At 71.6% G+C, this 24,492-nt stretch carries 20 protein-coding genes; 5 read left to right on the forward strand and 15 right to left on the reverse strand.

Annotated features, from left to right (window positions below; translation table 11 throughout):
* Nucleotides 1-32 precede the first annotated feature (32 nt).
* The gene (locus tag R4I43_RS18140; RefSeq protein ID WP_324266822.1) at nt 33-1,073 is read left to right on the forward strand and encodes an SIS domain-containing protein; all 1,041 of its coding nucleotides are present in this window, start codon (nt 33-35) and stop codon (nt 1,071-1,073) included.
* A 64-nt stretch (nt 1,074-1,137) separates the two neighbouring features.
* On the opposite strand, the gene R4I43_RS18145 is transcribed toward R4I43_RS18140, so the two are convergent.
* A complete protein-coding gene (locus R4I43_RS18145) occupies nt 1,138-1,980 on the reverse strand; it encodes an amidohydrolase family protein (RefSeq protein WP_324266823.1) in 843 nt (280 codons plus the stop codon).
* A 199-nt stretch (nt 1,981-2,179) separates the two neighbouring features.
* Here R4I43_RS18145 and R4I43_RS18150 point away from each other — a divergent pair, with 199 nt between their 5' ends.
* A complete protein-coding gene (locus R4I43_RS18150; RefSeq protein WP_324266824.1) occupies nt 2,180-3,127 on the forward strand; it encodes an N-acetylglucosamine kinase in 948 nt (315 codons plus the stop codon).
* 175 nt (nt 3,128-3,302) lie between these two features.
* On the opposite strand, the gene dapA is transcribed toward R4I43_RS18150, so the two are convergent.
* The 4 genes from dapA to R4I43_RS18170 all read right to left on the reverse strand — a co-directional run bounded on the left by dapA (nt 3,303) and on the right by R4I43_RS18170 (nt 7,249).
* Nucleotides 3,303-4,145 carry a 4-hydroxy-tetrahydrodipicolinate synthase gene (gene dapA, locus R4I43_RS18155; protein WP_324266825.1) on the reverse strand — a complete coding sequence of 281 codons (843 nt, stop codon included), beginning with the start codon at nt 4,143-4,145 and terminating at the stop codon, nt 3,303-3,305.
* Between the two features lie 31 nt (nt 4,146-4,176).
* Nucleotides 4,177-4,836: a DUF3159 domain-containing protein gene (locus R4I43_RS18160; RefSeq protein WP_324266826.1), complete on the reverse strand. Its 660-nt coding sequence runs from the start codon at nt 4,834-4,836 to the stop codon at nt 4,177-4,179.
* 59 nt (nt 4,837-4,895) lie between these two features.
* Nucleotides 4,896-5,621 (reverse strand): ESX secretion-associated protein EspG, encoded by a 726-nt coding sequence (locus tag R4I43_RS18165; protein WP_324266827.1) that lies wholly within the window; start codon nt 5,619-5,621, stop codon nt 4,896-4,898.
* A 107-nt stretch (nt 5,622-5,728) separates the two neighbouring features.
* Entirely contained in the window at nt 5,729-7,249 is a 1,521-nt protein-coding gene (locus R4I43_RS18170; protein WP_324266828.1) for a hypothetical protein, read from the reverse strand.
* A 482-nt stretch (nt 7,250-7,731) separates the two neighbouring features.
* On the opposite strand from R4I43_RS18170, the gene R4I43_RS18175 reads away from it, so the two are divergent.
* Nucleotides 7,732-8,508, forward strand: a complete 777-nt coding sequence (locus R4I43_RS18175) for an SGNH/GDSL hydrolase family protein (protein ID WP_324266829.1) — start codon at nt 7,732-7,734, stop codon at nt 8,506-8,508.
* 456 nt (nt 8,509-8,964) lie between these two features.
* On the opposite strand, the gene R4I43_RS18180 is transcribed toward R4I43_RS18175, so the two are convergent.
* Nucleotides 8,965-11,790, reverse strand: a complete 2,826-nt coding sequence (locus tag R4I43_RS18180) for an AfsR/SARP family transcriptional regulator (protein WP_324266830.1) — start codon at nt 11,788-11,790, stop codon at nt 8,965-8,967.
* A gap of 253 nt (nt 11,791-12,043) precedes the next feature.
* Between R4I43_RS18180 and R4I43_RS18185 the strand changes: the two genes are divergently transcribed.
* Entirely contained in the window at nt 12,044-13,078 is a 1,035-nt protein-coding gene (locus tag R4I43_RS18185; protein WP_324266831.1) for an ADP-ribosylglycohydrolase family protein, read from the forward strand.
* 94 nt (nt 13,079-13,172) lie between these two features.
* Here the strand turns inward: R4I43_RS18185 and R4I43_RS18190 are convergent, their stop codons facing one another.
* From R4I43_RS18190 to R4I43_RS18210, 5 genes are all read right to left on the reverse strand, one after another.
* Complete coding sequence (locus tag R4I43_RS18190) at nt 13,173-13,652, reverse strand: ion channel (RefSeq protein ID WP_324266832.1); 480 nt, start codon at nt 13,650-13,652, stop codon at nt 13,173-13,175.
* A 37-nt stretch (nt 13,653-13,689) separates the two neighbouring features.
* Nucleotides 13,690-14,526 carry a metal ABC transporter permease gene (locus tag R4I43_RS18195; RefSeq protein ID WP_324266934.1) on the reverse strand — a complete coding sequence of 279 codons (837 nt, stop codon included), beginning with the start codon at nt 14,524-14,526 and terminating at the stop codon, nt 13,690-13,692.
* A gap of 44 nt (nt 14,527-14,570) precedes the next feature.
* A complete protein-coding gene (locus R4I43_RS18200) occupies nt 14,571-15,428 on the reverse strand; it encodes a metal ABC transporter ATP-binding protein (protein WP_324266833.1) in 858 nt (285 codons plus the stop codon).
* The gene (locus tag R4I43_RS18205) at nt 15,425-16,537 is read right to left on the reverse strand and encodes a metal ABC transporter solute-binding protein, Zn/Mn family (protein WP_324266834.1); all 1,113 of its coding nucleotides are present in this window, start codon (nt 16,535-16,537) and stop codon (nt 15,425-15,427) included. Before R4I43_RS18205 ends, R4I43_RS18200 begins: the two co-directional genes overlap by 4 nt.
* 238 nt (nt 16,538-16,775) lie before the next feature.
* Nucleotides 16,776-17,870 (reverse strand): ABC transporter ATP-binding protein, encoded by a 1,095-nt coding sequence (locus R4I43_RS18210; protein ID WP_324266835.1) that lies wholly within the window; start codon nt 17,868-17,870, stop codon nt 16,776-16,778.
* Between the two features lie 187 nt (nt 17,871-18,057).
* Between R4I43_RS18210 and R4I43_RS18215 the strand changes: the two genes are divergently transcribed.
* On the forward strand, nt 18,058-19,158 hold the full coding sequence (locus tag R4I43_RS18215) for a LacI family DNA-binding transcriptional regulator (protein WP_324266836.1): 1,101 nt from the start codon (nt 18,058-18,060) through the stop codon (nt 19,156-19,158).
* A 120-nt stretch (nt 19,159-19,278) separates the two neighbouring features.
* On the opposite strand, the gene R4I43_RS18220 is transcribed toward R4I43_RS18215, so the two are convergent.
* The 4 genes from R4I43_RS18220 to otsB all read right to left on the reverse strand — a co-directional run bounded on the left by R4I43_RS18220 (nt 19,279) and on the right by otsB (nt 24,457).
* Nucleotides 19,279-20,868, reverse strand: coding sequence for a polyamine aminopropyltransferase (locus R4I43_RS18220; protein ID WP_324266837.1), 1,590 nt, complete (start codon nt 20,866-20,868; stop codon nt 19,279-19,281).
* Nucleotides 20,865-21,290, reverse strand: a complete 426-nt coding sequence (locus R4I43_RS18225) for a DUF350 domain-containing protein (RefSeq protein WP_324266838.1) — start codon at nt 21,288-21,290, stop codon at nt 20,865-20,867. The genes R4I43_RS18220 and R4I43_RS18225 overlap by 4 nt, the downstream gene beginning before the upstream one ends.
* A gap of 57 nt (nt 21,291-21,347) precedes the next feature.
* Nucleotides 21,348-21,785, reverse strand: coding sequence for a DUF4247 domain-containing protein (locus tag R4I43_RS18230; RefSeq protein WP_324266839.1), 438 nt, complete (start codon nt 21,783-21,785; stop codon nt 21,348-21,350).
* A 122-nt stretch (nt 21,786-21,907) separates the two neighbouring features.
* Entirely contained in the window at nt 21,908-24,457 is a 2,550-nt protein-coding gene (otsB, locus tag R4I43_RS18235) for a trehalose-phosphatase (protein ID WP_324266840.1), read from the reverse strand.
* Between the last annotated feature and the right edge of the window lie 35 nt (nt 24,458-24,492).

Here is a 24,492-nt window from a genome sequence, read left to right on the forward strand (position 1 = left end):
GGTCTGGACCTTATGGAAGGGATGGGCCCGAGATGTCCGGCACCCCCGGCACGCACATGAAGGACGAGATCGGGCAGCAGCCCGCGATCTTCGCGGACCTGCTGGCCGCGCGCGAGCAGTTCGCCGAGGTCGCGGCAGTCGTCGCCGAACGACGCCCGCGGTTCGCGCTGCTCGCCGCGCGCGGCTCCAGCGACCACGCCGCGCTCTACGCCAAGTACCTCATCGAGGTGCTGCTGCAACTGCCCGTCGGTCTGACCTCGCCGTCGACCACCACGCTCTACGGCGCTCAGCCCGACCTGACCGACGTGCTGCTGGTGACGGTCAGTCAGAGCGGCGGCTCCCCCGACCTCGTCGCGGTCACCGAGTCCGGCCGGGCGCGCGGCGCGCTGACCGTCGCGGTCACCAACACCGCCGACTCCCCGCTGGCCGAGGTCGCCGAGCTGTCGCTGACCATCCGCGCCGGGAAGGAGCAGGCGGTCGCCGCGACCAAGACCTACAGCGCCACGCTGCTGGCGTTGTACCTGCTCATCGATGCCATTCGCGGTGGGGACGGCGCGCACGCCCGCGCGCTGCCGGACCTGGCGGCCACCACTCTGACGGGCGCGCGGGACGCCGTCGAGGAAGCGGTCCAGCGGTACCGCTTCGCGGGTCGCATGGTGACCACCGGGCGCGGCTACTCGCTGGCCAGCGCGCACGAGACCGCGCTGAAGCTCGCCGAGACCAGCTACCTGTCGGCCCGCTCCTACAGCGGCGCCGACCTGCTGCACGGGCCGGTCGCCGCCATCGACGCCGAGACCGCCGTGCTCGCGCTGTGCAGCGCGGGACCGGGCGGCGAGTCGACGCGCGAGGTCATCGAGGCGGTGCACGGGCGCGGCGCCGACATCTGCGCGATCGGCTCGGCGTCGGCGAAAACGCCTGCCACGCACCGGATCCCGGTCCCGGAAACGGCCGAGGAGGTCGCACCGGTGCTGGAGATCCTGCCCGCCCAGCAGCTCGCCCTCGGCCTGGCCCTGGCCAGGGGAATCGACCCCGACAACCCGCGCGGCCTGCAGAAGGTCACCAAGACGACCTGAGGAGCCCGCTGAAACCGCGGTCGCCCTGACCGGTGGCGGAGTTCCCGCGGGACTTCGCCACCGATCAGAGGTTGTAGATCTCGCGGGCGGTGGTGTCGAAGATCGCGGCCCGCTCGGTGCCGCTGAGGCCCGCGGTGAGGTCCTTGGCGACCCCGAGGACCTCGGTGTAGGAGGCGGCGAGCAGGCAGACCGGCCAGTCGGAGCCGAACATCACCCGGCTCGGGCCGAACGCCTCCAGGACCACGTCGGTGTAGGCGCGGAGCCGGGACGGGTCCGGCTGGGCCGCCCAGTCGTCCTGGGTGACCAGGCCGGACAGCTTGCAGACGACGTTGGGGTGCGCGGCCAGCGCGCGGATCCGGCTCGCCCACGGCTCCAGCTCGCCCTCGGCCACCGCCGGTTTCGCGCAGTGGTCCAGCACGAACGTCAGCTGCGGGAACTGACCGACCGCCTTGATCGCGGCGGGCAGCTGGTGCGGGCGGACCAGCAGCTCGTAGAGCAGCCCGGCGTCCTCCACCGAACCGAGCCCGGTCAGCACGTCCGGCCGGATCAGCCAGTCCGGGTCGGGCTCGTCCTCGACCTGGTGGCGGATCCCCCGCAGCCAGCCGCCGGACGGGTGCGTCTGCAGCCGGCCGATCTGCTCGCGGGCGTCCTTCGCGGTCAGGTCGACCCAGCCGACGACGGCGGCGATGCGGTCGACCGTTTCGGCCAGCACCAGCATCTCGGGCGTCTCGTCCGGGTCGGAGACCGTCTGCACCAGCACGGTCGCGTCCACCGAGGTGCCGCGCACCGCGGCCTGCAGGTCCGCCGGGCGGAAGTCGCAGCGCAGCGGGTCCAGCTCCGAGCCGGTCATCCAAGGCTGGTCGCGGACGTCGAGATCCCACAGGTGATGGTGGGTGTCCACGGTCATCGAGCGCCTCCGCGAATGTCCACATCAGACCGAACGCGGCAGGCGCTCCTACAGGCGTCGCCCATGTTCTCTTCTCTCCCCGACCGATGAAACGACGTCTCGATGTATAGCGGCTCACCACTCCGGAGACCAGGCCTTGACTTGGCCACTTCCCGTCGTGGCGCCCGCCGAGCGGGCCGCGCGAGAGTACAAAGAACGCATGCACGGTGATGACACGCCCCTCGTCCTCGGCCTGGACGTCGGCGGAACCAGCAGCCGCGCCCTGGTCAGCGATCTGACCGGCCGGGTGCTGGGCACCGGCGAAGCCGCCGGTGGCAACCCGAACTCACATCCCGCGCCCGACGCCGTCGCGCAGATGGCGAGCGCGGCCGCGGACGCGCTGGCCGGGCACGATCCGGCGGCGGTGCGCGGCTGCGTGCTCGGCATGGCCGGGGTGAGCAAGATGGCCGATCCCGCGTTCGGCGAGCACTTCCGCGCCGAGTGGGCCCGGCTCGGGCTGGGTTGCGCGACGACTCCGGTCAGCGACGGCGTGGTGGCCTTCGCCGCCGGGACCCCGGAGCCGAGGGGAACCGCGCTGATCGCCGGGACGGGCGCGGTCGCCGAGCGCATCGAGGACCACCGCACCACCGCCACCATCGGCGGTTGGGGGTGGCTGCTGGGTGACGAGGGCTCGGCCTACTGGCTGGGCCGCGAGGCCGTCCGCGCCACGCTGCGCGCGCTGGAGCGCGGTGCCGTCGTCGAGGGCCTGGCCCAAGCGGTGTGCGCCCACCTGGGCGTGCCGCCGGAGCGCAAGGCGCTGATCACCGCGGCCAACGCGAGCAGACCGATCCACCTCGCCGAACTCGCGCCACTGGTCACCTCCGCCGAGGACGACGCGGCCGAGGACATCGTGCACCGCGCCGCGGTCCTGCTCGCCGACACCGCCGCGACGGCCCGGCCCGGCCCGGATTCCCCGGTCGTCCTCGCCGGCGGCCTCCTCGCCCCGGACAACCGCGTCGGCCAGGCCCTCCGGGCCGAACTCGAAGCCCGCTCCTGGCCCGAGCCCCATACCGCAGGCCCAGGCGCGGCAGCAGCGGCCTGGCTGGCCGCCCTCCCCCTCACCCAAGACCCCAACACCCTCCACAAAACCCTCCTCACCCGGACCTGACCGGATTACCCCGGTAATCAGGCCCCTGATTACGGCGGTAATCCGGCAGGACCCCGAATACTCCGGTAATCAGGTCCCCGAATACGGCGGTAATCCGGGTTGACGGTGCGGGTTACCCGGGCCCCGGAGGGGCGAGTACCGGGGTTTTCGCTGATGGGGGCGAGGTCGGGTGGGGTCAGAGGAGGCCGAGGTCGGTGAGGGCCTTCCGGATGACCTGGAGTTCGGAGTCGTCCGGTTCGACCAGGGGCAGGCGCGGGGCGCCGACCTCGTGGCCGAGGAGGTTGAGGGCCGCCTTGACCGGGATGGGGTTGGTCGTGACGCCCAAGGCCGAGTAGAGCGGCTTGAGCGCGGCGTCGATCTCGGCGCGGCGGGCGGGTTCGGTGACCATCTGCTTCATCTGCGGGCCGACGAGGTGGCTGGCCACCAGGATGCCGCCGACGGCGCCGAGGTCGAGGGCCTGGGCGAAGCCGTCGTCGTTGCCCGCGTACAGGCCGAGGCCGTCGATCTGGGCGAGCGCGTCGTTGTCGGCCTGCTTGACGTAGTCGAGGTTGTCGATCTGCCCGAGCTCGGCCAGCAGCTCGTTGTCCAGTGACAGACCGATGCGCGACGGGACGTTGTAGAGCACCACGGGCTTGTCGGTGGCCTTGCCGATCTCGGTGAAGTGCCGGACCAGGCCGCGCCGGTTCGGCTTGTTGTAGTACGGCGTCACCGACAGGATGCCGTCGGCGCCGATCTCGGTGGCGCGCTCGGTCATCCAGCAGGCGTGCGCGGTGTTGTTCGAGCCGGTCGAGGCGATCACGGTGGTGCCCTCGGGCCGCTCCCCGACGGCCAGCTCGACCAGCCGCAGGTGCTCGGCGTCCGACAGCGTCGGCGCCTCACCGGTGGTGCCGCACACCACCACGCCGTCGGAACCGTGCGCCAGCAGATGCCGGTACAGGGCCAGGAACGCTTCTTCGTCGACCTTCTGCCGGTCGTCGAACGGGGTCACGATCGCGGTGATCACGCTGCCGAGAGACATGAGCGCATTGTGCGCCCGCGTCCCGGAGGTGTCACATCGCGGGTTCCCTCGGGTGGCGCATGCCCGGGTGGTCGTCGGGCAGCGAGCGGCGCAGCACCCACCAGCTCACCGCGACGCACACCGCCACCAGCGGCCAGGTCAGCACGACCTGGGCGATGGTCAGCGGACCGGTCGCCCCGGCCAGCCACAGCGGGATGAACACCAGCAACCGCACCGCGTACTGACCGACCCACACCCAGCTGGCCCGGCTGTAGCCGCGCAGCAGGTCAGGATCGTGCCGCCACTTGCGGCCCTGGCCCAGCGCGACGCCGACGACCACGCCGAGCAGCGGCCAGCGGATCGCGATGCTGGTCATCCAGGCCAGCGCGCTCAGCGCGTTGCTGGCCAGGCGGGGCAGGAAGAAGTCGGCGGCGTCGCCGGTGCGGAGCGCGATGAGCGCTCCCAGCATCACCGCCAGCAGGCTGATCAGGACGGCCAGCGGGCGGGCGCCCTTGTGGAGGCGGTAGCCGCCGAGGACGGCGCCGACCACCACGGCCGCCGTTCCGCCGATGACGATCGACTCGCCGCCGAAGAACCAGCCCGCGCCGAAGGCGATGGGCGGCAGGCTCGCGTCGATCGCGCTGCCGCGACCGCCGAGCAACTGCATGAACGAATCGCGATCGTCCCGCTCGATGTCCGTCTCCTGCGTCACGCCACTAAGCCTGCCCTAAGTTCTGGCCGAACCAAAATGTCCGATCCCGGGCTCCAGCTCTACCCGAGGTGGCGGGCGCGTTCCACCAGGGTGGCGATCTCAGCGGCGATCGTGGGCTTGTCGGCGGGCTGGCAGGCCACCGCGTCCTGGCCGTCGACCCGCTCGCCCCGCATCGCGTAGCGGCCCTGGTCGGTGTCGAACCAGATGAGGTTGGGCACGCGCGCCCGCCGGGCACCCGCGACGACGTAGTGGCCGAAGCGGAACTTGGGCCTCGACGTCACCGCGCGCAGCTCCGGCAGGCCCTCGATGTCGGCGTCGGCGGGCATGCCGCCGCGCCGGTCGGCGACCGCGCGCAGCGCGGTCCCGGCGCCCACCGGGGCGTCCGGCAGCAGCTCGGCGGCGGTGCGCGGCAGGTTGCTGGGCGGCAGGAACGTCATCCGCATGCCCCGGCCGTCGAAGACGCCGAGCACGCCGACCTCGCCGGTGGCCACCACCCGCGCTGCGAGCCGGTGCCCGGCGCGGACGTCGAGCAGCCCGGACGCCGCGATCGACACCTCGGAGCTGCACAGCAGGTACAGCGCGTCCTCGACCTCGGGTTCCGGGCGGCCGTTGCGGGCCAGCCCGGTGGACTCCAGCTCCTGCCAGACCCGCTGGACGACCTGGTTGCGGTCCTCCGGGAGCTCGGCGATGCGGGGCAGCTCGAACGGGTACTGCCGGACGGTGAGGTTCAACTGCTCACCGAGCAGATCGACCGCGGGGGCCGACAAGGTGATCGTCTCCACCATCACAGCTCACATTTCGCGTTAGCGGTACCCGTTGTTATCAGTGCGTCGTTGTCGTGCGTCCGGGCGCGAACCGGCCCGGAGACCGGTTCGCCAGCGGTTCCGCGGCGTCAGAAGTCCCGGAAGCTCGCCGGGGACTCGCCGATCACCGGCGGCGCCACGAGCCTGCCGCCGTCATCGTCGTCCCACAGCTCGTCGGCCTCGATGAGGAACTGCGGCACCGCCCCGCTGCCGTCCTCACCCGGCTTGTAGCCGGAGCCGGCGCGCAGGTCGTCGCCGCGGTCGCGGCGCTCTTCCTTGAAGTCGTCCGCCGACCACGAAGTGTTGCGCCCGTAGCCGGGACGCCCCGCCCCGCTCGCCCAGGAACCGGCCGAGCCCATCGGGCCGAACCCGCCGTCGGCGCGCTCGTTGGTCTTCGGCGGGCGCACCGTCCGCGTCTTCGGACGCTGCTGCTCCTGGCGCTGCTCCGGCGGGCGCGGCGGTTCGGGCCGCGGCGGCGGTTGCTGGCGTTGTTGCTGCGCGGCAGGCGGTTCCACCGGCTGCTCGGCCTGCGGCGGCGCCGGCGGTGGCCCGGCCGGACGCGGCGGGGGCGCCATCGGCGGCGGGCCCTGAGGACGCGGCGGAGGCTGCTGCTGACCACCGTTCGGCGGCGCGGGCGTTCCCACGGGCGGCGACGGGTGCGGCGGCTGCGGCCCAGGCGGGGCCTGGTGCGCGGGCGGCGGTCCGGCCTGCGGCATGGGGCCGCTCGGCGGCCCGGGCGGTGGCGCCATCGGGCGCTGCCCGCTCGGCGGGCCGGCCGGGGGCATCCCGGCGGGTGGGCTCGGCGGCGGACCGTCAGGCCGCGGAACCTCCGCGTGCTGCGATTCCGGCCGCGGGGGCTCGGGCCGCTGAGGTTCCGGCCGCGGGGGCTCGGGGCGCTGGGCCTCCGGGCGCGGCGGTGCCGGGGGTTGCTCGGCGACCGGCGCTTCCGGTGGTTCAGGCATCGGCGGGCGCGCCGGCGGGGCCGCTTCCGGGGCGCCGGGCAGCTGCGGGACCGGGCCGCTGGGCGGGCCGTCGGGCAGCGGACCGCCCAGCACGCCGTCGCCCACCTGCGGACCGCTCTCCGGTGGGGGAACCGGTGCGGGACGGTGGTTCTCGGGCGGGAGCAGCGAACCGCTCAGGCTGGCGGCCTCCGGGCGCCCGTGGCGCGGCTCGTCGGGCTCCGCGAGGGACCCCGACATCTCGACGGGTCGCGCGGGGGCGCCGCCGAGGTCACCGGACAGCGACGGGAGCCCGCCGGTGGACGGGCGCGCGGGCTCTGCGACGGGCCGGCCGGCCGCGCCCGATCCGCGCTGCTCCCGCTCGAAGCGCTCGGGGAGTTGTTCCGCCCGCTGCCAGAAGGCGAACGGGTGCGGTTCACCGGCCAGCGCGGCCAGTTCCGCGCGCACGTCGAAGTACCCCGGGCGCTGCGCGGGTGGCGCCGGGCGCGCAGGCGGGGGCGCGGGCGGACCGGCGGGCGCGGCGTCGCTCAGCGAGCCGCGCAGCGGTGGTTCCGCCCGGCGCCTGCCGCCCGGCTCTGGACCTCCTCGCCGGTTCGGCGCCTCGAAGCCCGCCGGCCCCGGCGGGGACGCCGGATTCTGCGGTGCCGTCACGATTCCCCCAGGTGTAAAGGACGGTTGCGGAGACCGGCGATCAGAGTCGCGGTCACAACGGAATCGACGCAATGCCCCATGCCGTCGTTCCCCATCAACCGGTCACGACGGCGGGAGCGCGCAACACCTGCTCCGGCGTCCTGTGAGAGGACGCGCGTCGAGCTGTGACCTGCAGCGATCGCGTCATCGTGAGCCCCCTTGTCACTTCTGTTACCGCCGAAGGACACTAGCAGCTGACGTTCACCCGTATCGGTGTTTCCCGCCAAGATCCACCTTCTCGGCCCCGTGACGAGCAGATACACCGCACATCAAGGAAAAGCATCGTTTCAGCAAAGTCAACCGACCAATCGGACATAATTTCTAGACTGCCCAGTGCCGTTTGTCACTTGCCGGGAACCTTCGGTGGCGTAGGTACGTTCCCGAGGGCCACTGTTGATTTCGCACCATCACGCGGGTGGGATGAGCAGGAGGGACGAGTCGAAATGGGATCGGGGCGCTGGGACAGCTTCGTCGCGCTGGGTGACAGCTTCACCGAAGGTCTGGCCGATGCCACTGCCGAAGCCGACGTCTACCGAGGTTGGGCCGACCGGCTGGCCACGCACATCGCCGAGCACGACCCGGATCTGCGCTACGCCAACCTCGCGGTGCGCGGGAAGCTGATCCGCCAGATCGTCACCGACCAGGTGCCGCACGCCATCGCGCTCAAGCCCTCGCTGGTCGCGCTGACCGCGGGCGGCAACGACATCATCCGCCCGGGCAGCGACCCCGACCTGGTGGCGGCGCTGTTCGACGACGCGGTCGGCCGGATCCGCGCGACCGGAGCCGACGTGCTGATCGGCACCGGCTTCGACACCGCGCGCACCCCGGTGCTCAAGCACGTGCGCGGCAAGGTCGGCACCTACAACTCGCACCTGCGCTCCATCGCCGACAAGCACGACTGCTACGTGATGGACCTGTGGTCGATGCAGGTGCTGCAGGACCCGCGCGCGTGGTGCGAGGACCGGCTGCACCTGTCCGCCGACGGGCACCGCAGGGTCGCGCTGCGCGCCTGCGAATCCCTCGGTCTGCCCACCGCGGAGGACTGGAACGAGCCCTGGCCGGTCCAGGACGAGCGCAGCTGGCAGGAGCAAGCGTCCGAGGACATCAAGTGGGCCCGCGAGTACCTCGCCCCCTGGATCGGCCGCCGCCTGCGCGGGGTCTCCAGCGGGGACGGCCGCACAGCGAAGCGCCCCTGCCTGGAGAAGCTCCCCACCACCTGACGTCAGGCAAGCACCGAAGGTGCTTTCGCTCTTTACCCACCTAAGCAACTCGCACCGCTGTGTTTTCCCCTGCGGGGGATTTCTGAGCGGTGCTGTGGCGAGCACGCCGCGACGCCGTGTATTGGCATACATCAGGAGTGGCGCGCGGAGTCCACAGCGCCGCTCAGGTTCGCACCGCCAAGCAAGGTGACCACCTAAAACCCCAAAAAGAACGAGCGCTCGGGCGGCTCCCCCGAACCGTCCGAGCGCTCGTCCACACCCCCACACCCGGATCCCCGGATGCCCATGCATCCCCCGCGCGGGGGGGCCCCCCGGGGCCGGGCGGGACGACCGGGGCGACAATCCCCCCTTGGACTCCCCCAGAGCCGCCCGTGCGCGGATCAAGCACGGACCGATCCGCACGATCAAAGTTGGCAGCCGGGCCTACACATCCGCTAAACGCGCGCTAAACGATCCTCAACCGGCCTGCCGGCCGACCTCGTCCAAGCGCTGCTTGACCTCTCTGACCTGCGGAGATCCTTCGGCTTCGAAGATCGACAGCGCGGTCTCCCAGCGGGTGCAAGCGACCGGGGCGTCGCCGCGCAGCCTTGCGACGTCGCCGAGCCCGAGGTTGGCCGATGCCTGCCGCACGGCCGACCCGCACTGCCGGGCGACCTCCAGGGCCTCGTGGTGGAAGCGCTCGCCGTCGTCGAGGCGGCCGAGGTCGATGCTGACCTCGCCGCAGTTGTTGAGCACCATCGCCAGGGTTTCCAGGTCGTCGGCCTCGCGGTACAGCTCCTCGGCCTCCCGCAGGTGCTCCAGCGCCGCCTCCAGCTCGCCGTTGACCTGCTCGACCATCGCGAGGTTGTTGAGCGCACCGGCCACGAAGTAGCGGTCGCCGAGCGAGCGGTAGACCTTCAGCGCGTCCTTGGAGTGCACCTTGGCCTCTTCGTAGCGGCGCAGCCGGAACAGCACGCTGGAGAGGTTGACCTGCGTCATCGCCAGCCGCTCGGAATCGCCGGTCTGCACGGCGACGCGGTAGGACTCCTCGTAGTGCGCCAGGGCCTCGTCGAGCTGCCCGGACCGGGCGCAGGCGACGCCGAGACCGGCCGACATGAGCACCTTGCCGACCGGGTCCGCCACGGCGCGGGCGGATTCGGCGCCGTCGGAGTAGATGCGGATCCAGTCCTCCCACGGGCAGCGGACCATCAGGTAGTTGAACTGCAGCCGGGCCAGTGGCCAGACCATCTCGTGCAGCCCGGCGAGCTTGGCGGCGCGGACCGCGGCGACCAGGTTCGGCCACTCGGCGTCGAACCACTCCAGCGCCTGCGAGCGGGAGCCGACCTCCGGGCGGTGGTCGCTCGCGCCGGAGAAGTCGAGCTCGTCGCGGGCGGGGCGCAGGAAGCGGCGGGCGTGGTCGGCGGCGCCCAGGTAGTGCCGCAGCAACCTGCGCAGCGCCTCGGCGTCGGATTCGCCAGCATCTCCGGCCGGGAGTTCGCGGGCGTAGGCGCGCAGCAGGTCGTGCATGCCGAAGCGGTCCGGTTCCGGCTCGGTGACCAGGTGCGCCAGCGCCAGCGCCCGCAGCCTGCGCTGCGCCGAGGCCGGATCGGTGCCGCACAGGGCGGCGACGGCGTTGGCGGTGAAGGTCTGGCCTGGGATCAGGCCCAGCATCCGGAAGGTCTCGGCGTGCACCGGCGGCAGGCTGCGGTAGGAGATGTCGAAGGCGCGGCGCACGCTGGTGTCGGCGTCGTCGTCGATGTCCAGCGCCTGCAACCGGTTTCGCTCGTCGGTGAGCTCGTGCACCAGGTCGGAAACGCCGCGCGCCGGGTTGGCGGCCAGCCGGGCGGCGGCGATGCGCAGCGCCAGCGGCAAGCCGCCGCACAGCTCGGCGAGTTCGGCGGCGGCGTCGGGTTCGGCCGCCGACTTGCCCGGCACCCCGGCGCGGTCGAGCAGTTCGATGGCGGTCTCGGTGGGCAGCGTCTCCAGCGGCAGCACGCGCGCGCCCGAGCGCACCACGAGCCCGTCCAGCCGGCGCCTGCTGGTGACCACGACCAGCGAGGCGGCGCTGCCCGGCAGCAGCGGCAGCACCTGGTCGGAGTCGCGGGCGTTGTCCAGCAGCACCAGCACCTTCCGCTTCGCCAGCAGCGAGCGGTAGAGCGCGGTGCGGTCGTCGAGCTCGACCGGGATCGCGTCGGCCGCCACCCCGAGCGTCTTGAGCATGCTGGTCAGCGCCTCGCCGGGGGTGAGCGGCTGGTGCTCGGAGTCGAACCCGCGCAGCGAGGCGTAGAGCTGGCCGTCGGGGAACTCCTCGGCGACCCGGTGCGACCAGGTCAGCGCGAGCGCGCTCTTGCCGACACCGGCGGTGCCGGTGAGCACCGTGATCAGGCTGGAGCCCTGCTCGCGGGTCTCCAGCATCGCGTTCAGCGTCGCCACTTCCAGCGTCCGGCCGACGAATCCGGCTGGTGCGGGCGGCAGTTCGGCCGGCACCGGGCGGCGGATGCCGAGCCCCGGTTCGGCGCGGCTGGGGTGGTTGCGCAGCGCCGGGTCGTCGCGCAGCAGCTTCTCGTAGAGCTCGCGCAGCTCGGGGCCGGGGTCGATGCCGAGCTCGTGGGACAGCCGGTGCCGCAGCTCGTGGTAGCGGGCCTGCGCTTCGGCCCGGTGACCGGCGCGGTAGTTGGCCAGCATGAGCTGCCCGGCCAGCCGTTCCCGGATCGGGTGCTGATCGACCAGCGTGGACAGTTCGGCGATGAGCTGGTGGTGCTTGCCCAGCTCCAGGTCCGCGGCGATGCGCTCCTCCAGCGCCAGCAGCCGGAGCTCGTCGAGGTTCGGCGCGACCATCCGGTGCAGCCCGCTGCCCGCGATGTCGGACAGCACCGGCCCGTTCCACAGCGACAGGGCCTCGGTGAGCAGGCGCGACCGTTCGGCGGGTTCGAGCCCGTGCGCGCGGGTGATGAGGCTGCGGGCGCGGTGCGCGTCGATGCGATCACCGTTGACGCGCAACAGGTACCCGGGCGAGCGGGTGATGATCTCGGGCCCGCTGCTGCCGAAGAACTTGCGCAGCCGGGACACGTAGCCCTGGATGATGGTGCGCGCGCTGGCCGGTGGTTCGTCGTCCCACAGGGTGTCGATCAGCCGGTCCATCGGCACGACCTGGTTGGGCTCCAGCAGCAGGCAGGCGAGCAGCGCCCGCACCGGCGTGCGACCCACTTCCAGCGGAACGCCGTCGAGGTGCACTTCGAGCGGGCCCAGCAAGCGGAACTCGAAGCCCGCGCTGACCCCCTCCAACCCCCCGTACGACGTCATTCAAAGCACCTGTTCCGACTTCCGGCCCTACGCCTGCGACCGACACACGGTAGCGATCCGAGACGCGACTGAGACCGGCGCGTTCTTCAGGCTCACACCAATGGAGTATGCCCGAATTACCAGGTGAATGATCAGCTCGTCGCTTTCGTCTCAGGTGAACGTCTCCCGCCCGCGACAACGGGCAAGTAAAGTCTGACTACGTCGATCACCCGAACGAGTGGCGTAGCAGGACGCCGCGGAAGGAGCACCACCCGTGCCGACGACGTCCACAGTGGTCGATCGGGCGGTGGGCTGCCTGCTGGGCGGCGCCCTCGGCGACTCGCTCGGCACCCTCGTGGAGTACTCACCGCTGGAGGACATCCGCGCCGAGTTCGGCCCGGACGGGCTCACCGAACCCGCACCTCAGGCCCTGCTCGGCGACGCCACGCAGATGGCGCTGTTCGCCGGCGAGGGCTACCTGCACGCGTGGACCACGGGCAACAACGGCGGCCAGTGGCGGCCCGTCGAATCCACCGCCGCGGCGCTGCGCCGCTGGCTGCTGACGCAGCAGGAGGACAAGCCCGCCCCCGGAGCCACCGGCCTGCTCGCCGAACCCGAGCTCTACGTCAGCCGCGCACCCGGCCTGACCAGCTTGCGCGCGCTGGAAGAACCGGAGCTCGGCACGCCGGACCGGCCGCGCAACACCTCCAAGGGCTGCGGCGGCCTGGACCGCAGCACCCCGATCGGCTTCTCCCCCACCGCCGAGATGGCCTACCAGCTGGCCTGCCAGTGCGCCGCGCTCACCCACGGCGGAGTCGGCGGCTGGTCGTCGGCGGGCGCGCTGGCGCTGATCGTGCACCTGGTCGCGGTGCAGCAGCGGCGGTTGCCTGCGGCCGTCGACCAGGCCGCCGGGCGCGTGCTGCGCGAGGACTTCGAGACCGCCAACGCCCTCGCCGAGGCCGCCACGCTGGCCCGGCTCGGCGCGAGCGTCGGCAACATCGAACGCCTCGGTCAGGGCTGGGTCGGGCCGGAGGCGCTGGCCATCGGCGTCTACTGCGCGCTCGCGCTGCCCAAGCCCGAGCAGTTCGCCGACGCGATCCGGCTGGCGGTCAACCACTCCGGCCACAGCGACTCCACGGCGGCCGTCACCGGCAGCATCCTCGGCGCCCGCCACGGCACGGCCGTCCTCCCCCGGAACTGGCTGGCCCGGCTGGAACTCGCCGACGTCATCGAACGCATCGGCCACGACCTCGGCGCCTCCTGCACGGGCGAATCGTTCAACGAACGCCGCTACCTCGGCCTCGCCTGACCCCGGGGGATTCGAATTTCGCGCGAAATTCGGGTCCCGAACGTCGGAGTCAAATTTCGCGCGACATTCGAATGCCCCGGTCAGGAGTCGGGGGTCACCCGGCTGGGGGCGTGGAGAAGGTGGGGCGCAGCGCCGAGACGGCGGTGCCCAGGTAGGCGATGTTGAACGCGATGTGGATCGCGACCAGCGCCCTGGCAGGCTGGGTCTCGGGGTGGATGTCGCCGAAGCCGACCGTGCCCGTGATGGTCAGGGAGAAGTACAAGGCATCGGTCTTGGTGCTCAGGCCCGGCAGCGCGCCCGGGACGTGGACGGACATGGCGTAGTAGACGGCCGCGAAGAACAGCACCGCCAGGTAGAAGGCCGCCACCACCCAGGCGATCGACGTGCGCCCGGTGCGGTACCCGCGGACCTGGAAGAAGATCAGGCCCGCGACGACGGCCAGCCCGATCGCGAAGACGGCCACCGCCCACACCGTGCCCCGCAGACCGCGCTCGCCGACCGGCAGCAGGTAGTAGCCGGTGGTGCACAGCACCACCGCGACAGCCGTACCGGCGAGGTTCCACGCCCGGAGCACGGCCGCCAGCGTCGGTCAACGCGGGCGGCCGCGCCAGTCAGGCCGCGACCGGCACCGACGCCCGCGAGGCCCGGGCGAGGCGGCGGGTGCCGATGGCGCGGCAGACCAGGTAGATCACGAACGAGATGATCGTGACGAAGGCGCTCACCGGGGCGCCCGGCGCCAGCGACAGCAGGATCCCGCCCAGCACGGCCACCTCGGCGAACACCACGGCCAGCACGGTCGCGCGGACCGGGCTCGCGGTCACCCGGGCGGCGGCCGCGCCCGGCGTGACCATCAGGGCCAGGACCAGCAGCGCACCCACGGTGTAGACGCCCAGCGCGGTCGCGACGCCGACCAGGACCGCGAACAGCGGCGTCAGCACGCGCGTCGGCACACCGCGCGCGGTGGCGACGTCGGGGTCGACGCTGGCGAACAGCAGCGGTCGGTAGACGAAGGCCAGCACCAGCAGCACGACCAGGGCGCAGCCGCTGAGCAGCAGCACGTCGGCCGAGTCCACCCCCACGATCTGGCCGACCAGCAGGCTGAACTTGTTCGCGGTGCGCTCCGGGTTCAGCCACAGCAGGAACACGCCCACGCCCAGCCCGAACGACAGGATCGCGCCGATCACCGAATCGCGTTCGGTGTGCTTCTGCCCCAGCAACCCGAGCAGCAGCGCGGCCACCACCGCACCGGCCAGCGCACCGACGCCGACGCTCGCGCCGACCAGCAGCGCTGCGGCGGCACCGGTGAAGGCCAGTTCGGCGGTGCCGTGCACGGCGAAGGACATCTTGCGGGCGACCACCAGCGGCGCCAGGCAACCCGACACCAGGCCGAGCGCGGCGGCGGCCAGCAGCGCCTGCTGCACGAACGGGTAGCCGAGCAGGGTGATCATGGTGTCGAAGTCGAGCACCTTGCTCAGCGATTCACCGACGTCGTTCACGCTTCTTCCGCTCCCAGCACGTGGTGCTCGTCGTTCTCGGCACCGGCGACGACCAGCCGTCCGCCGACGCGGGCGACCTCGATGTCGGTCCGGTAGAGCTCCGAGAGCGTCTCGGAGTTCATGACCTCGTCCGGCGTGCCGATCCGGAACCGGCCGTCGACCAGGTACAGCACCCGGTCCACCAGCGGCAGCACCGGGTTGATCTCGTGCGTCACGAACAGCACGCCCGCGTTGGTGCGGCGGGCCTGCTCGGCGATCAGCCGGGAGACCTTGCGCTGGTGCGAGAGGTCCAGCGACAGCAGCGGTTCGTCGCACAGCAGCACCGACGGGTCACCGACGAGCGCCTGCGCGACCCGCAGCCGCTGCTGCTCACCGCCGGAGAGCAGGCCGACCGGCATCTTCGCGTACTCGGTCGCCTCGACCGCGCGCAGCGCGTCGGCGACCCGCCGCTTCCGCTCCCGGCGACCGCCGAAGCCCATGCCCCAGTGGTGACCGTCGAGGCCGAGGCCGACGAGGTCGCTGCCGCGCACCGTGACGTTGGCCTCCAGCGCGCGCTGCTGCGGGATGTAGCCGATCCGGTCGCTGCCGCGCCGCGCGGGCTCCCCTCCGATGTGGACGGTTCCGGCGTTGAGCGCCTGCAGCCCGAGCAGCACGCGCAGCAGGCTCGTCTTGCCCGAGCCGTTCGGGCCGAGCACGGCCACGAACTCACCGGGCGCGACGTCCAGGTCCAAGCCGGACCACAGGGTTCGCTCGCCGTAGGCCAGCGTCGCGCCGCGCAGCGAAACGGCCGGAGACCCGGCGGCGGCCTCAGCCGCCACCGGGTCCCGGTTCTCCGCGAGCTGTTCTGATGTCATCGGTTGAGCGCACCTTGCAGAGCGGTGATCTGGGCGTCCATCCACTGCACGTAGCTCGTGCCCTGCGGCAGCGTCTCGGTCAGCTCGACGACCGGGATGCGCTGCGCGTCGGCGGCGCTGCGCACGTTGCGCGTCACCGGCGACTCGGTCTGCGGGTTGTAGACCACAGCCACGGCCTGGTGGGCGTTGATGGCGTTCTGGATGTCGGCCACGGCGGCGGCCGACGGGTCGGTCTCGGCCTCGATGGCGTTGACGAACGAGGGCGGGGTCACGTCGTTGAGCTTGGCGGCCTCGATCATGTAGTGCGCCACCGGCTCCGTGACGATCACCGGCTTGCCCTGGTGAGCTGCGGCGATCTCGCCGACGCGGCCTTCCAGCCCGGCGACCTGCTGCTCGAAGGCGGCGGCGTTGGCCTCGAACTGCTGGGCCTTGGCGGGCTGGAGCTTGCCGAGCTCGGCGGCGACCTTGTCGGCGACCTCGTGCACCACGTGCAGGTCGTACCAGACGTGCTCGTTCACCGAGTGGTCGTGCCCCGCGTGCCCGCCCTGCGGCTCCTCGGCGTGAGGTTCACCGGCGTGAGGTTCACCGGCGTGAGGTTCGCCGGCGTGAGGTTCGCCAGCGTGAGGTTCGCCAGCGTGCGGTTCACCGGCGTGCTGTTCCCCAGCGTGCGGTTCGCCCGCGTGCTGCTCCCCTGCGTGCTGCTCGCCCTGCGGTGGCGCGGGCTGCGGCGGCGCGGGCTGCTCGTGCTCGGCGTCGACGGCCTGCACGGTCGGCTTGGCGTTGCCGCCCAGCACCTGGGTCATGAACTCGTCGTAGCCGCCCCCGTTGAGCACCACCAGGTTCGCGTCGCTGATCTTCGCGGCGTCCTGCGGGCTGCTCTCGTAGGAGTGCGGGTCGGACGCGGCGTCGCTGATGATCGACTCGACTTCGACGCCGTCGCCGCCGACCGCCTGCGCGACGCTGCCCCACACGCTCGTCGACGCGACGATCTTGATCTTGTCGTTGGGCCCAGGTGCGGCGGGCTGGCCCGCCGAGCAGCCGCTCAGCGCGATGGCGCCGACGGTCATTCCGGCTAAGGCGGTCACAGCGGTGCGGCTGCGGACGGTCATGGATGGCACTCCCGGGTGATCAGTTCAGGACGCTGTCGAGCGACTCCAGATGCGAACGGTAACGGAAACCGTTGTCAACTGCAGTCTAAGCACCCTTCAACCAAACACTCCAGCCCCCGGCGTATTTCCGAACGCGACATGCCCCACACGCAGCAACAACGCCCCCGACCGGAAACCGGACGAGGGCGTTGGCGCGATCGCCGACCCCGCAGGAGACGGCGGCGATCGGAACCGAGGGTCAGGCGGCCAGGCGGTCGCCTGTTTCGGGGTGGAAGAGGTGGACTTCGCCGGCGTCGCGGAGGGCGACCTTGACCTTCTGGCCCAGCGCCGGGGGCGTGCGGCCGTCGGCGCGGACGACGAAGCGCTCCGAGGAACCGCCGACCGTGATCGAGCCGTGGATCAGCGCGTCCGCGCCCAGCTCCTCGACCAGCTCCACGGTCATGTCCAGGCCCGCGCTGTCGCTGGAGGCCAGCTCCAGCGCCTCCGGGCGGACGCCGAAGGTGACCTCCTTGAGGTCGCCGGCGGCGGCCAGCGCCTCGCGGGACAGCGGCACCGTGGTGCCGTCGAGCACCGCGCCTTCGCTGCTCAGCGGCACCGTCTTGAGGTTCATCGCCGGCGAGCCGATGAAGCCCGCGACGAAGGCGTTGGCCGGGTTCTCGTAGAGCTCGCGCGGGGTGGCCACCTGCTGCAGCAGACCGTCCTTGAGCACCGCCACGCGGTGGCCCATCGTCATCGCCTCGACCTGGTCGTGGGTGACGTAGATGGTCGTGGTGCCCAGGCGCTTCTGCAGCGCGGCGATGTTGGCGCGGGTCTCCACGCGCAGCTTGGCGTCCAGGTTGGACAGCGGCTCGTCCATCAGGAACACGCTGGGCTCGCGGACGATCGCGCGGCCCATCGCGACGCGCTGGCGCTGACCGCCGGAGAGCGCCTTGGGCTTGCGGTCCAGGTACTTCTCGAGGTCGAGCATCTTCGCCGCCTCGGTCACCTTCTCGTGGATGACCGCCTTCGGCGTCTTGCGCAGCTTGAGCGCGAAGCCCATGTTCTCCGCGACCGTCATGTGCGGGTAGAGCGCGTACGACTGGAACACCATCGCGATGTCGCGCGACTTGGGCGGTGTGTTGGTGACGTCGTTGCCGCCGATGGAGATGCCGCCCTCGTCGATGTCCTCCAGCCCGGCCAGCATCCGCAGCGCCGTGGACTTTCCGGACCCGGACGGCCCCACCAGAACGAGGAACTCGCCGTCTTCGACGTCCAGTTCCAGCTGGTCGACCGCCTTGACCGGCGGACTGCCCGGGTAGACGCGAGAGGCGTTGACGTACGCGACCTCAGCCATATGTGACACCCTTCACTACAATCGGTCCAGGAGAAAGTAACCTGTCGTCGTCTGGACGTCACCCCTCCGAGTGCCGCAATTCCAGAGCGTGATCACTGCGCGTCGCTCCGTGTTCGGCATTCGAACATCAGTGGGACGTAGGTCATGCTCGCTTCACCCTCGGGTTCTGAACCGTTACGGTTCCTGCATGGCGCGGTCAACGAATGCCCGGCGGCCTGCGACCCTCGCGTCGCTCGCTGCGGAACTCGGGGTTTCCCGGACGACGGTGTCGAACGCCTACAACCGTCCGGATCAGCTGTCCCCTGAGCTGCGCAAGCGCGTCCTGGAGACGGCGCGGCGGCTCGGGTACCCGGGACCGGACCCGGTCGCACGCTCGCTGCGCACCCGCAAGGCGGGTGCGGTCGGCCTGCTGCTCACCGAGAACCTCTCCTACGCCTTCCGCGACCCGGGAGCCGTCGGGTTCCTGGAGGGACTCGCGTTGGCCTGCGAAGACGCCGGGCAGGGACTCACCCTCATACCGGCCAGCCCGGAGCGCGAGGACGTCGCCTCGGTGCACCGCGCCGGTGTCGACGGTTTCGTCGTGTACTCCGTCCCGGAGGACGACCCGCACCTGGCCGCGGTGCTGGAACGCCCCGTGCCCGTGGTGGTCTGCGACCAGCCGCGCCTGGACAACCTGGACTGGGTCGGCCCGGACGACCGCAAGGCCATCAAGGCCGTCGCCGACCACCTGATCGGGCTCGGCCACCGCCGCATCGGCGTGCTGTGCATGCGCCTGGCGCGCGGCCGCAACGACGGCCCCGCCACCGTGCAGCGGCAGGCCAACGCCAGCTTCCACGTGCAGAAGGCCCGGCTGACCGCGCTCGCCGAGGAGTTCAGCGAGGCCGGTGTGGACTGGACGACGGTGCCCGTCGTGGAGCGCTTCGACCACACGCTGGACTCGGGCGCTTCCGCCGCCGCGCAGGCGCTGGAGATCGACCCGGAGATCACCGCGCTGGTGTGCACCTCGGACATCCTGGCGCTGGGCGCGCTGCGCGAGGCCGGCAACCGAGGCCTGCGCGTGCCGGAGGACTTGACGATCACCGGGTTCGACGGCATCCCGGACGCCGAGCGCGCCGGGCTCACCACGGTCCGCCAGCCCTGGCTGGAGAAGGGCCGCGCCGCGGGCCGCCTGCTGCTGGAGACCGCCGAACCGAGCCGTCCCCGCCACATCCAGCTCGAAACCCAGCTCATCACCGGCACGACGTCGGGCCCGCCCCGCTCCGGTGAGGAGTTCTGGTTCGGCCCCTGACCAGCCCTTTTCCAATTTCGCGCGAAATTCGACGTCGACGTTTCGGGGTCGAACTTCGCGCGAAATTCGAATCCCCCCTGGGCGGGTGACCACGGATGCGGGGTCAAGGGCCTGCGCGGGTCAGTAGTTGGACCACTCGCTCTGGGTGTAGTCGAGGATCGTCGGGTGCATCAGGGTGGAGACCTGGAGGTCGGTGAGGCGGCCCCGGTCCGGTGGGAACGCTTGGGCCGCCTGCAGCGTGGGCCCATCCAGGGAGCGCAGCGGCGGGGCGTCCGGGGCGAGGCGCGGTTCCGGAGGCGCTGATCCCTTGGTGGCCAGGTGGAATCCCCACTCGCCGAAGGTCGGGACCGAGACCTCGTAGGGCGTGGTCGCCAGGCCGGTGGAGCGGAGCGTGGTCTCGACGCACCAGTAGGCCTGCGGGGCGAAGTACGGCGACCCCGACTGCACCACCATCCGCGCCCGGTCGGTCATTGCGTGGCCGACCAGGCCGTAGAACTCCGCCGAGTACAGCTTCGCGGTCGCCGTGGAGTCGGCGTCGGGCATGTCGACGTACACCACGTCGTAGCGCTCCCGGTTCTCCCGCAGCCAGGTGAACGCGTCGGCGGAGATCGCGCGCACCCTCGGGTCCCGGAAGGAGTCGTGGTTCAACGAGGTCACGCGCTCGTCGGTGCGGGCGAGCTCCAGCACCGCCGGGTCGAGGTCGACCAGCGTCACCTCGCGCACGTCCGGGTAGCGCAGGATCTCCCGCAGCGCCAAGCCGTCCCCGCCGCCGAGGACGAGCACGCGTCCGCGCGGCCCGTTCATCGCCGGGTGCACCATCGCCTCGTGGTAGCGGTGCTCGTCGACCGAGCTGAACTGCAGGTCGCCGTTGAGGAAGAGCCGCGTGTCGGGCACACCGGTCAGCGACACCTTCTCGGTGAGCACCACGTCCTGGTACGGCGAGCGCTCGGCGTGCACCACCGGGTCCTTGTACAGCGCTTGCCGAGCGGTGACCTCGAAGTCGTCGGCCAGCGCGCAGGCGCTCACCAATACCCCGCCGACCAGCACCGACGCGCTGATCAGCAGCAGCTTCGCCCGCTTGGACAGCTCGTGGCGGAAGACCGTGAGCACCAAGGCGATCCCGGCGGCGGCGTTGAGCATCCCGACCAGCAGCGCGCCCTGCATCTGCCCGAACAGCGGCAGCAGCAGGAACGGGAACGCCAGGCCGCCGACCAGTCCTCCGACGTAGTCGGCGGCGAACAGGTCGGCGACCGCCGATCCGGCGTCCTGCCTGCGGATCCGCTGCAGCATCACCATCAGCAGCGGGATCTCGGCACCGATCAGCACGCCGAGCACCAGCGCCGTCGCCACCAGCGCCGGCAGGTAGAGGTGCAGCCACGCGAAGGCCGCGTACAGGCCGAGCACGCTGAGCCCGCCGAGCAACGCCAGCAGCAGCTCGATCCCGGCGAACGACGCGGCGGCCCAGGGCTGCAGCGGCTTCGCGACCAGGGCGCCGACGCCCATCGCGAACACCATCAGAGACAACACGATCGAGGCTTGCCCGATCGTGTCCCCGATCAGGTAGCTGCCGAGCGCGACGAGCGCGAGCTCGTAGACCAGACCGCACGCGGCGCAGACGAACACCGCGACGAGCACCGACGTCCGGGCGATCCGGCCGCGCGGTGCGGGCGCGGTGTCCTCCTGCTCGAGCGGGACCTGCGTGGCCGTCAATAGATCGCCGCGGCGATGATCACCGCGAGCACGACGTGCGCAGCCGCCGACACCCAGGTGGCCGGGTGCAGGTTCGGCGAGGACAGCTCGTCCCCGAGCTTGCCCGGGGTGATCGCGTCGACCAGCACGAACGCCAGGCTCATGAGGACCAGGCCGAGCAGACCGTAGGCGACGGTGCCGATGAGACCGGCGAGCAGGTCGTCAGCGCTGGCGTAGATCGCCGTGGTGAGGATGATCCCGACGCCGAGCAGGCCGGAGACCAGCAGCAGCGCGGCGTTCGGGTTGCGGTCAACCCAGATCAGGTCGCGCAGTTTGCCCGGAGTCGCCAGGTCGACGAGCACGTAGCCGAGCGCCATCATCGCCACCCCGATCACCCCGTAGGCGACCGCGGCGAACAAACCGGCGGGCAGTTCGTAGAGCAAGGTAATCGGCCTTCCAGTCGTGGTGTGTCAGCGTCGGAACCCGGTGGGTCCCCCACATCATTTGCCTTCTCCGGGCCCGCCGCCGCGGAAGCCCTCCTCGTAGGTGGAGCTCCAGGCCCAGATCCCGCCGAGGTGGGAGTGGTAGCGCCGGTAGGCGTCGTCGGCGTCCATCAGGTGGATCACCGAACCGGGGCCGTTGGGCTGGATGACGATCGCGTCATCGGAGTAGCGCAGGTAGATGCCCGCCGCGTCGCTGCTCTCGGACTGCGGGCGCCACTTGGCGGTGATCTCGCGGGAGACGACCGGCGGCGCCTTCGGGCTGGTGTAGGCCTCGTTGTCGTCGTCGCCCGGGATGTCGAGCTGGGCGGCCCGGGTGTAGTTGTCGGCCACGTAGCCGTGCGGTCCCGAGCTCTTGGCGAAGATCATCACCATCGCGACGATCAACGCCACCACGGCGACGAGCACCGCGATCAGAATCCAGTACCTGGGTTTCATCGCCCCGTCCCCTTTGTGCCTGATTGGCGATCAGGCTATAGGCCGGAGATCACCCGTGTGGCTCAGTTGGGTGAAAAGCGGGCCGCCACCGCGAAGGTGGACGGCCCGCTCGTCAACGACGACTACGCCGAGAGCAGCTGGGCGCAGCGGATCAGGCCCAGGTGCGAGTAGGCCTGCGGGTGGTTGCCCAGGGAGCGCTCCGCGATCGGGTCGTACTCCTCGGACAGCAGGCCCGTCGGCCCCGCCGTGTCCACGATCTGCTGGAACAGCTCCTCGGCCTCGGTCCGGCGACCGGTGAGCAGGTAGGCCTCGATCAGCCACGCCGCGCACAGGTGGAAACCGCCCTCGTCACCGGGCAGGCCGTCGTCGCGCCGGTAGCGGTAGACGGTGGAGCCGCTGCGCAGCTCCGCCTCGATGGCGGTGACGGTGGCGCGGAACCGCTCGTCGGACGGGTCGATCAGACCCGACAGCCCGACGTAGAGCGACGCCGCGTCCAGGTCGGAGCCCTCGTAGGCGGTGGTGAAGGCCTGCACGTCCGGGTGCCAGCCGTTCTTCACCACGTCCTCGGCGATCTGGTCGCGCAGCGGGATCCAGCCTTCCTCGATCTCGCGCCCGTAGGCCTCGGCGATCTTGATCGCGCGGTCCAGCGTCACCCAGCACATCACCTTGGAGTACACGTGGTGCCGGGGCGCGTCGCGCTCCTCCCAGATGCCGTGGTCGGGCTCGAACCAGCGCTTGCCGACCGCGTCGGCCATCGCCGTGACCAGCTCCCAGTCGTTGTCCCGGACAATGCCGGTGGCCTGCGCCAGGTGCGCGATGAGCTCCACGACCGGTCCGAACACGTCCAACTGGACCTGCTGGTCGGCGAGGTTGCCGACGCGCACCGGGCGCGAACCGGCGTAGCCGGGCAGGCTGTCGATCACGGCCTCCGGACCGAGACCGGTGCCCTGCAGCGAGTACAGCGGGTGCAGCCGCTCCGGGCCCGGGACGGACTCCAGCACCCGGTGCAACCAGTCCAGGAACGACTCGGCCTCGGCGTTGGAACCGAGCGTGACCAGCGCCTGGGCGGTCATCGCACCGTCCCGCAGCCAGCAGTAGCGGTAGTCCCAGTTGCGGACGCCGCCGATCTCCTCGGGCAGCGAGGTGGTGGCCGCGGCCATGATCGCGCCGGTGTCGGAGTGCACCAGGCCGCGCAGCGTCAGCGCCGAGCGGGCGACCAGGTCGCGCTCGACCTCCGGCAGCGACAGCGTCTTCATCCACTCCGACCAGTACGCCTCGGCCTCGGCCCGGCGGACGGGCTCGTCGGTGGGCGTGAGGTCCTCGGTGCCGCCGCGCATCTCCAGCACCACCGGATCACCTTCGGTGAGCTCGATGACGGCCTTCGCCGACTGGTGCATGCCGTCGGAGGTGATCTCCCACTGCACGCCCGGCGAGTGCAGCACCATCGGCTCGGAGGTGCCCTGCACTCGCAGGCCCCCGGCCTCCGGGGTGATCCGCACCGGCACCTGGCCGAACTCCGGGCGCGGCGCGAACTCCACCGACACCGTGGTGCTGCCGTTGATCACCCGCACCAGGTCGGTGCGGTGGCTGTCGGTGCCGTGCGCCAGGTAGTCGGTCACCAGCAGCCGCGACCAGCGGGTTTCCACGGTCATGGTGTTGGGGACGTAGCGCTGGCCCAACGGCAGCGGGCTGCGCTGGCCGCCGTTGCCCACGGCGTGCGGGCGGATGCTGAAGTGGCCGGCGGCGGTACCGCCGAGCAGGTCGGCGAAGACCGCCGCCGAGTCCGGGCCGGGGTGGCACATCCAGGTCACCCGGGCGTCCGGGGTCACCAGCGCGATGTTGCGCTCGTTGGACAGCATGGTCAGCCGCTCGATGGGCGGCGCCTGCTCGCCGTAGAGCCAGGTGCGCCGCTCCTCCATCAGGAACGCGAGCACGGTGGCCACGTCGGTGGTGCTGTTGATCCGGTGCCCGGCCAGCGACTCGCCGTCGCCGACCTTGATCCCCAGGTCAGGGCCCTGGAGCCGAGCGAAGGCCTTCTCGTCGGTGACGTCGTCGCCGAGGAAGACCGCGGCGGTGGCGCCGACCTGGTGGCGCAGCGCGTCGAGCGCGTTGCCCTTGTCGGTCTGCACCACGGCCAGCTCGACGACGGCCTTGCCCTCGGTGACCTGCACGCCGTCCCACTGCGCGGGGCCGTTGCGGACGGCGTCGAGGACGGCGTCGGCCACCTCCTGCTCGGCGCGGCGGACGTGCACCGCGACGCTGGCCGGCTTGGCCTCCAGCGTCACGCCGGTCCGGCCGCGCACGATGTCCTGCACGGCGATCTGGAGTTCAGTGCGCAGCTGGGTGGCTTCGGGTTCGAGACCGTGCACGAAGCCGACGTCGAACTCCGAGCCGTGGGGGCCGCCGCGGGGGGCCACGGCGGGCCGCCCGGCCACGGTGGCGAGGACACGCCCCGCGCGACCCGCGATCACCGCCGTGGTGGTGGCGGGCAGCGCGGCGAGCGACCGCAGCGCGTGCACCGATTCGGGCAGGGGTTTGGCCTGGGTGGGATCGGCCACGATCGGTGCGAGCGTGCCGTCGTAGTCGCAGGCGACCAGAAGTCGAGGTGTCCGCGCGAGCTGCACGATCACGCGACGCAGCTCCGCAGGCAGGGCTTCGGCGGTCAACGCCATACTCCTTGGGGGCGGGTCAAGTCTGGATGGATCGA

It is taken from the genome of Saccharopolyspora mangrovi (genome assembly GCF_035320975.1).
Taxonomy (GTDB): Bacteria; Actinomycetota; Actinomycetes; order Mycobacteriales; family Pseudonocardiaceae; genus Saccharopolyspora; species Saccharopolyspora mangrovi.

Excerpts from the sequence above, each read along its gene's own strand:
- R4I43_RS18140 (WP_324266822.1), top strand. The coding sequence starts at position 33 with ATGTCCGGCACCCCCGGCACGCACATGAAGGACGAGATCGGGCAGCAG.
- R4I43_RS18145 (WP_324266823.1), bottom strand. The coding sequence starts at position 1,980 with ATGACCGTGGACACCCACCATCACCTGTGGGATCTCGACGTCCGCGAC.
- R4I43_RS18150 (WP_324266824.1), top strand. The coding sequence starts at position 2,180 with ATGCACGGTGATGACACGCCCCTCGTCCTCGGCCTGGACGTCGGCGGA.
- dapA (WP_324266825.1), bottom strand. The coding sequence starts at position 4,145 with ATGTCTCTCGGCAGCGTGATCACCGCGATCGTGACCCCGTTCGACGAC.
- R4I43_RS18165 (WP_324266827.1), bottom strand. The coding sequence starts at position 5,621 with ATGGTGGAGACGATCACCTTGTCGGCCCCCGCGGTCGATCTGCTCGGT.
- R4I43_RS18175 (WP_324266829.1), top strand. The coding sequence starts at position 7,732 with ATGGGATCGGGGCGCTGGGACAGCTTCGTCGCGCTGGGTGACAGCTTC.
- R4I43_RS18180 (WP_324266830.1), bottom strand. The coding sequence starts at position 11,790 with ATGACGTCGTACGGGGGGTTGGAGGGGGTCAGCGCGGGCTTCGAGTTC.
- R4I43_RS18195 (WP_324266934.1), bottom strand. The coding sequence starts at position 14,526 with ATGATCACCCTGCTCGGCTACCCGTTCGTGCAGCAGGCGCTGCTGGCC.
- R4I43_RS18200 (WP_324266833.1), bottom strand. The coding sequence starts at position 15,428 with ATGACATCAGAACAGCTCGCGGAGAACCGGGACCCGGTGGCGGCTGAG.
- R4I43_RS18205 (WP_324266834.1), bottom strand. The coding sequence starts at position 16,537 with ATGACCGTCCGCAGCCGCACCGCTGTGACCGCCTTAGCCGGAATGACC.
- R4I43_RS18210 (WP_324266835.1), bottom strand. The coding sequence starts at position 17,870 with ATGGCTGAGGTCGCGTACGTCAACGCCTCTCGCGTCTACCCGGGCAGT.
- R4I43_RS18215 (WP_324266836.1), top strand. The coding sequence starts at position 18,058 with ATGGCGCGGTCAACGAATGCCCGGCGGCCTGCGACCCTCGCGTCGCTC.
- R4I43_RS18230 (WP_324266839.1), bottom strand. The coding sequence starts at position 21,785 with ATGAAACCCAGGTACTGGATTCTGATCGCGGTGCTCGTCGCCGTGGTG.
- otsB (WP_324266840.1), bottom strand. The coding sequence starts at position 24,457 with ATGGCGTTGACCGCCGAAGCCCTGCCTGCGGAGCTGCGTCGCGTGATC.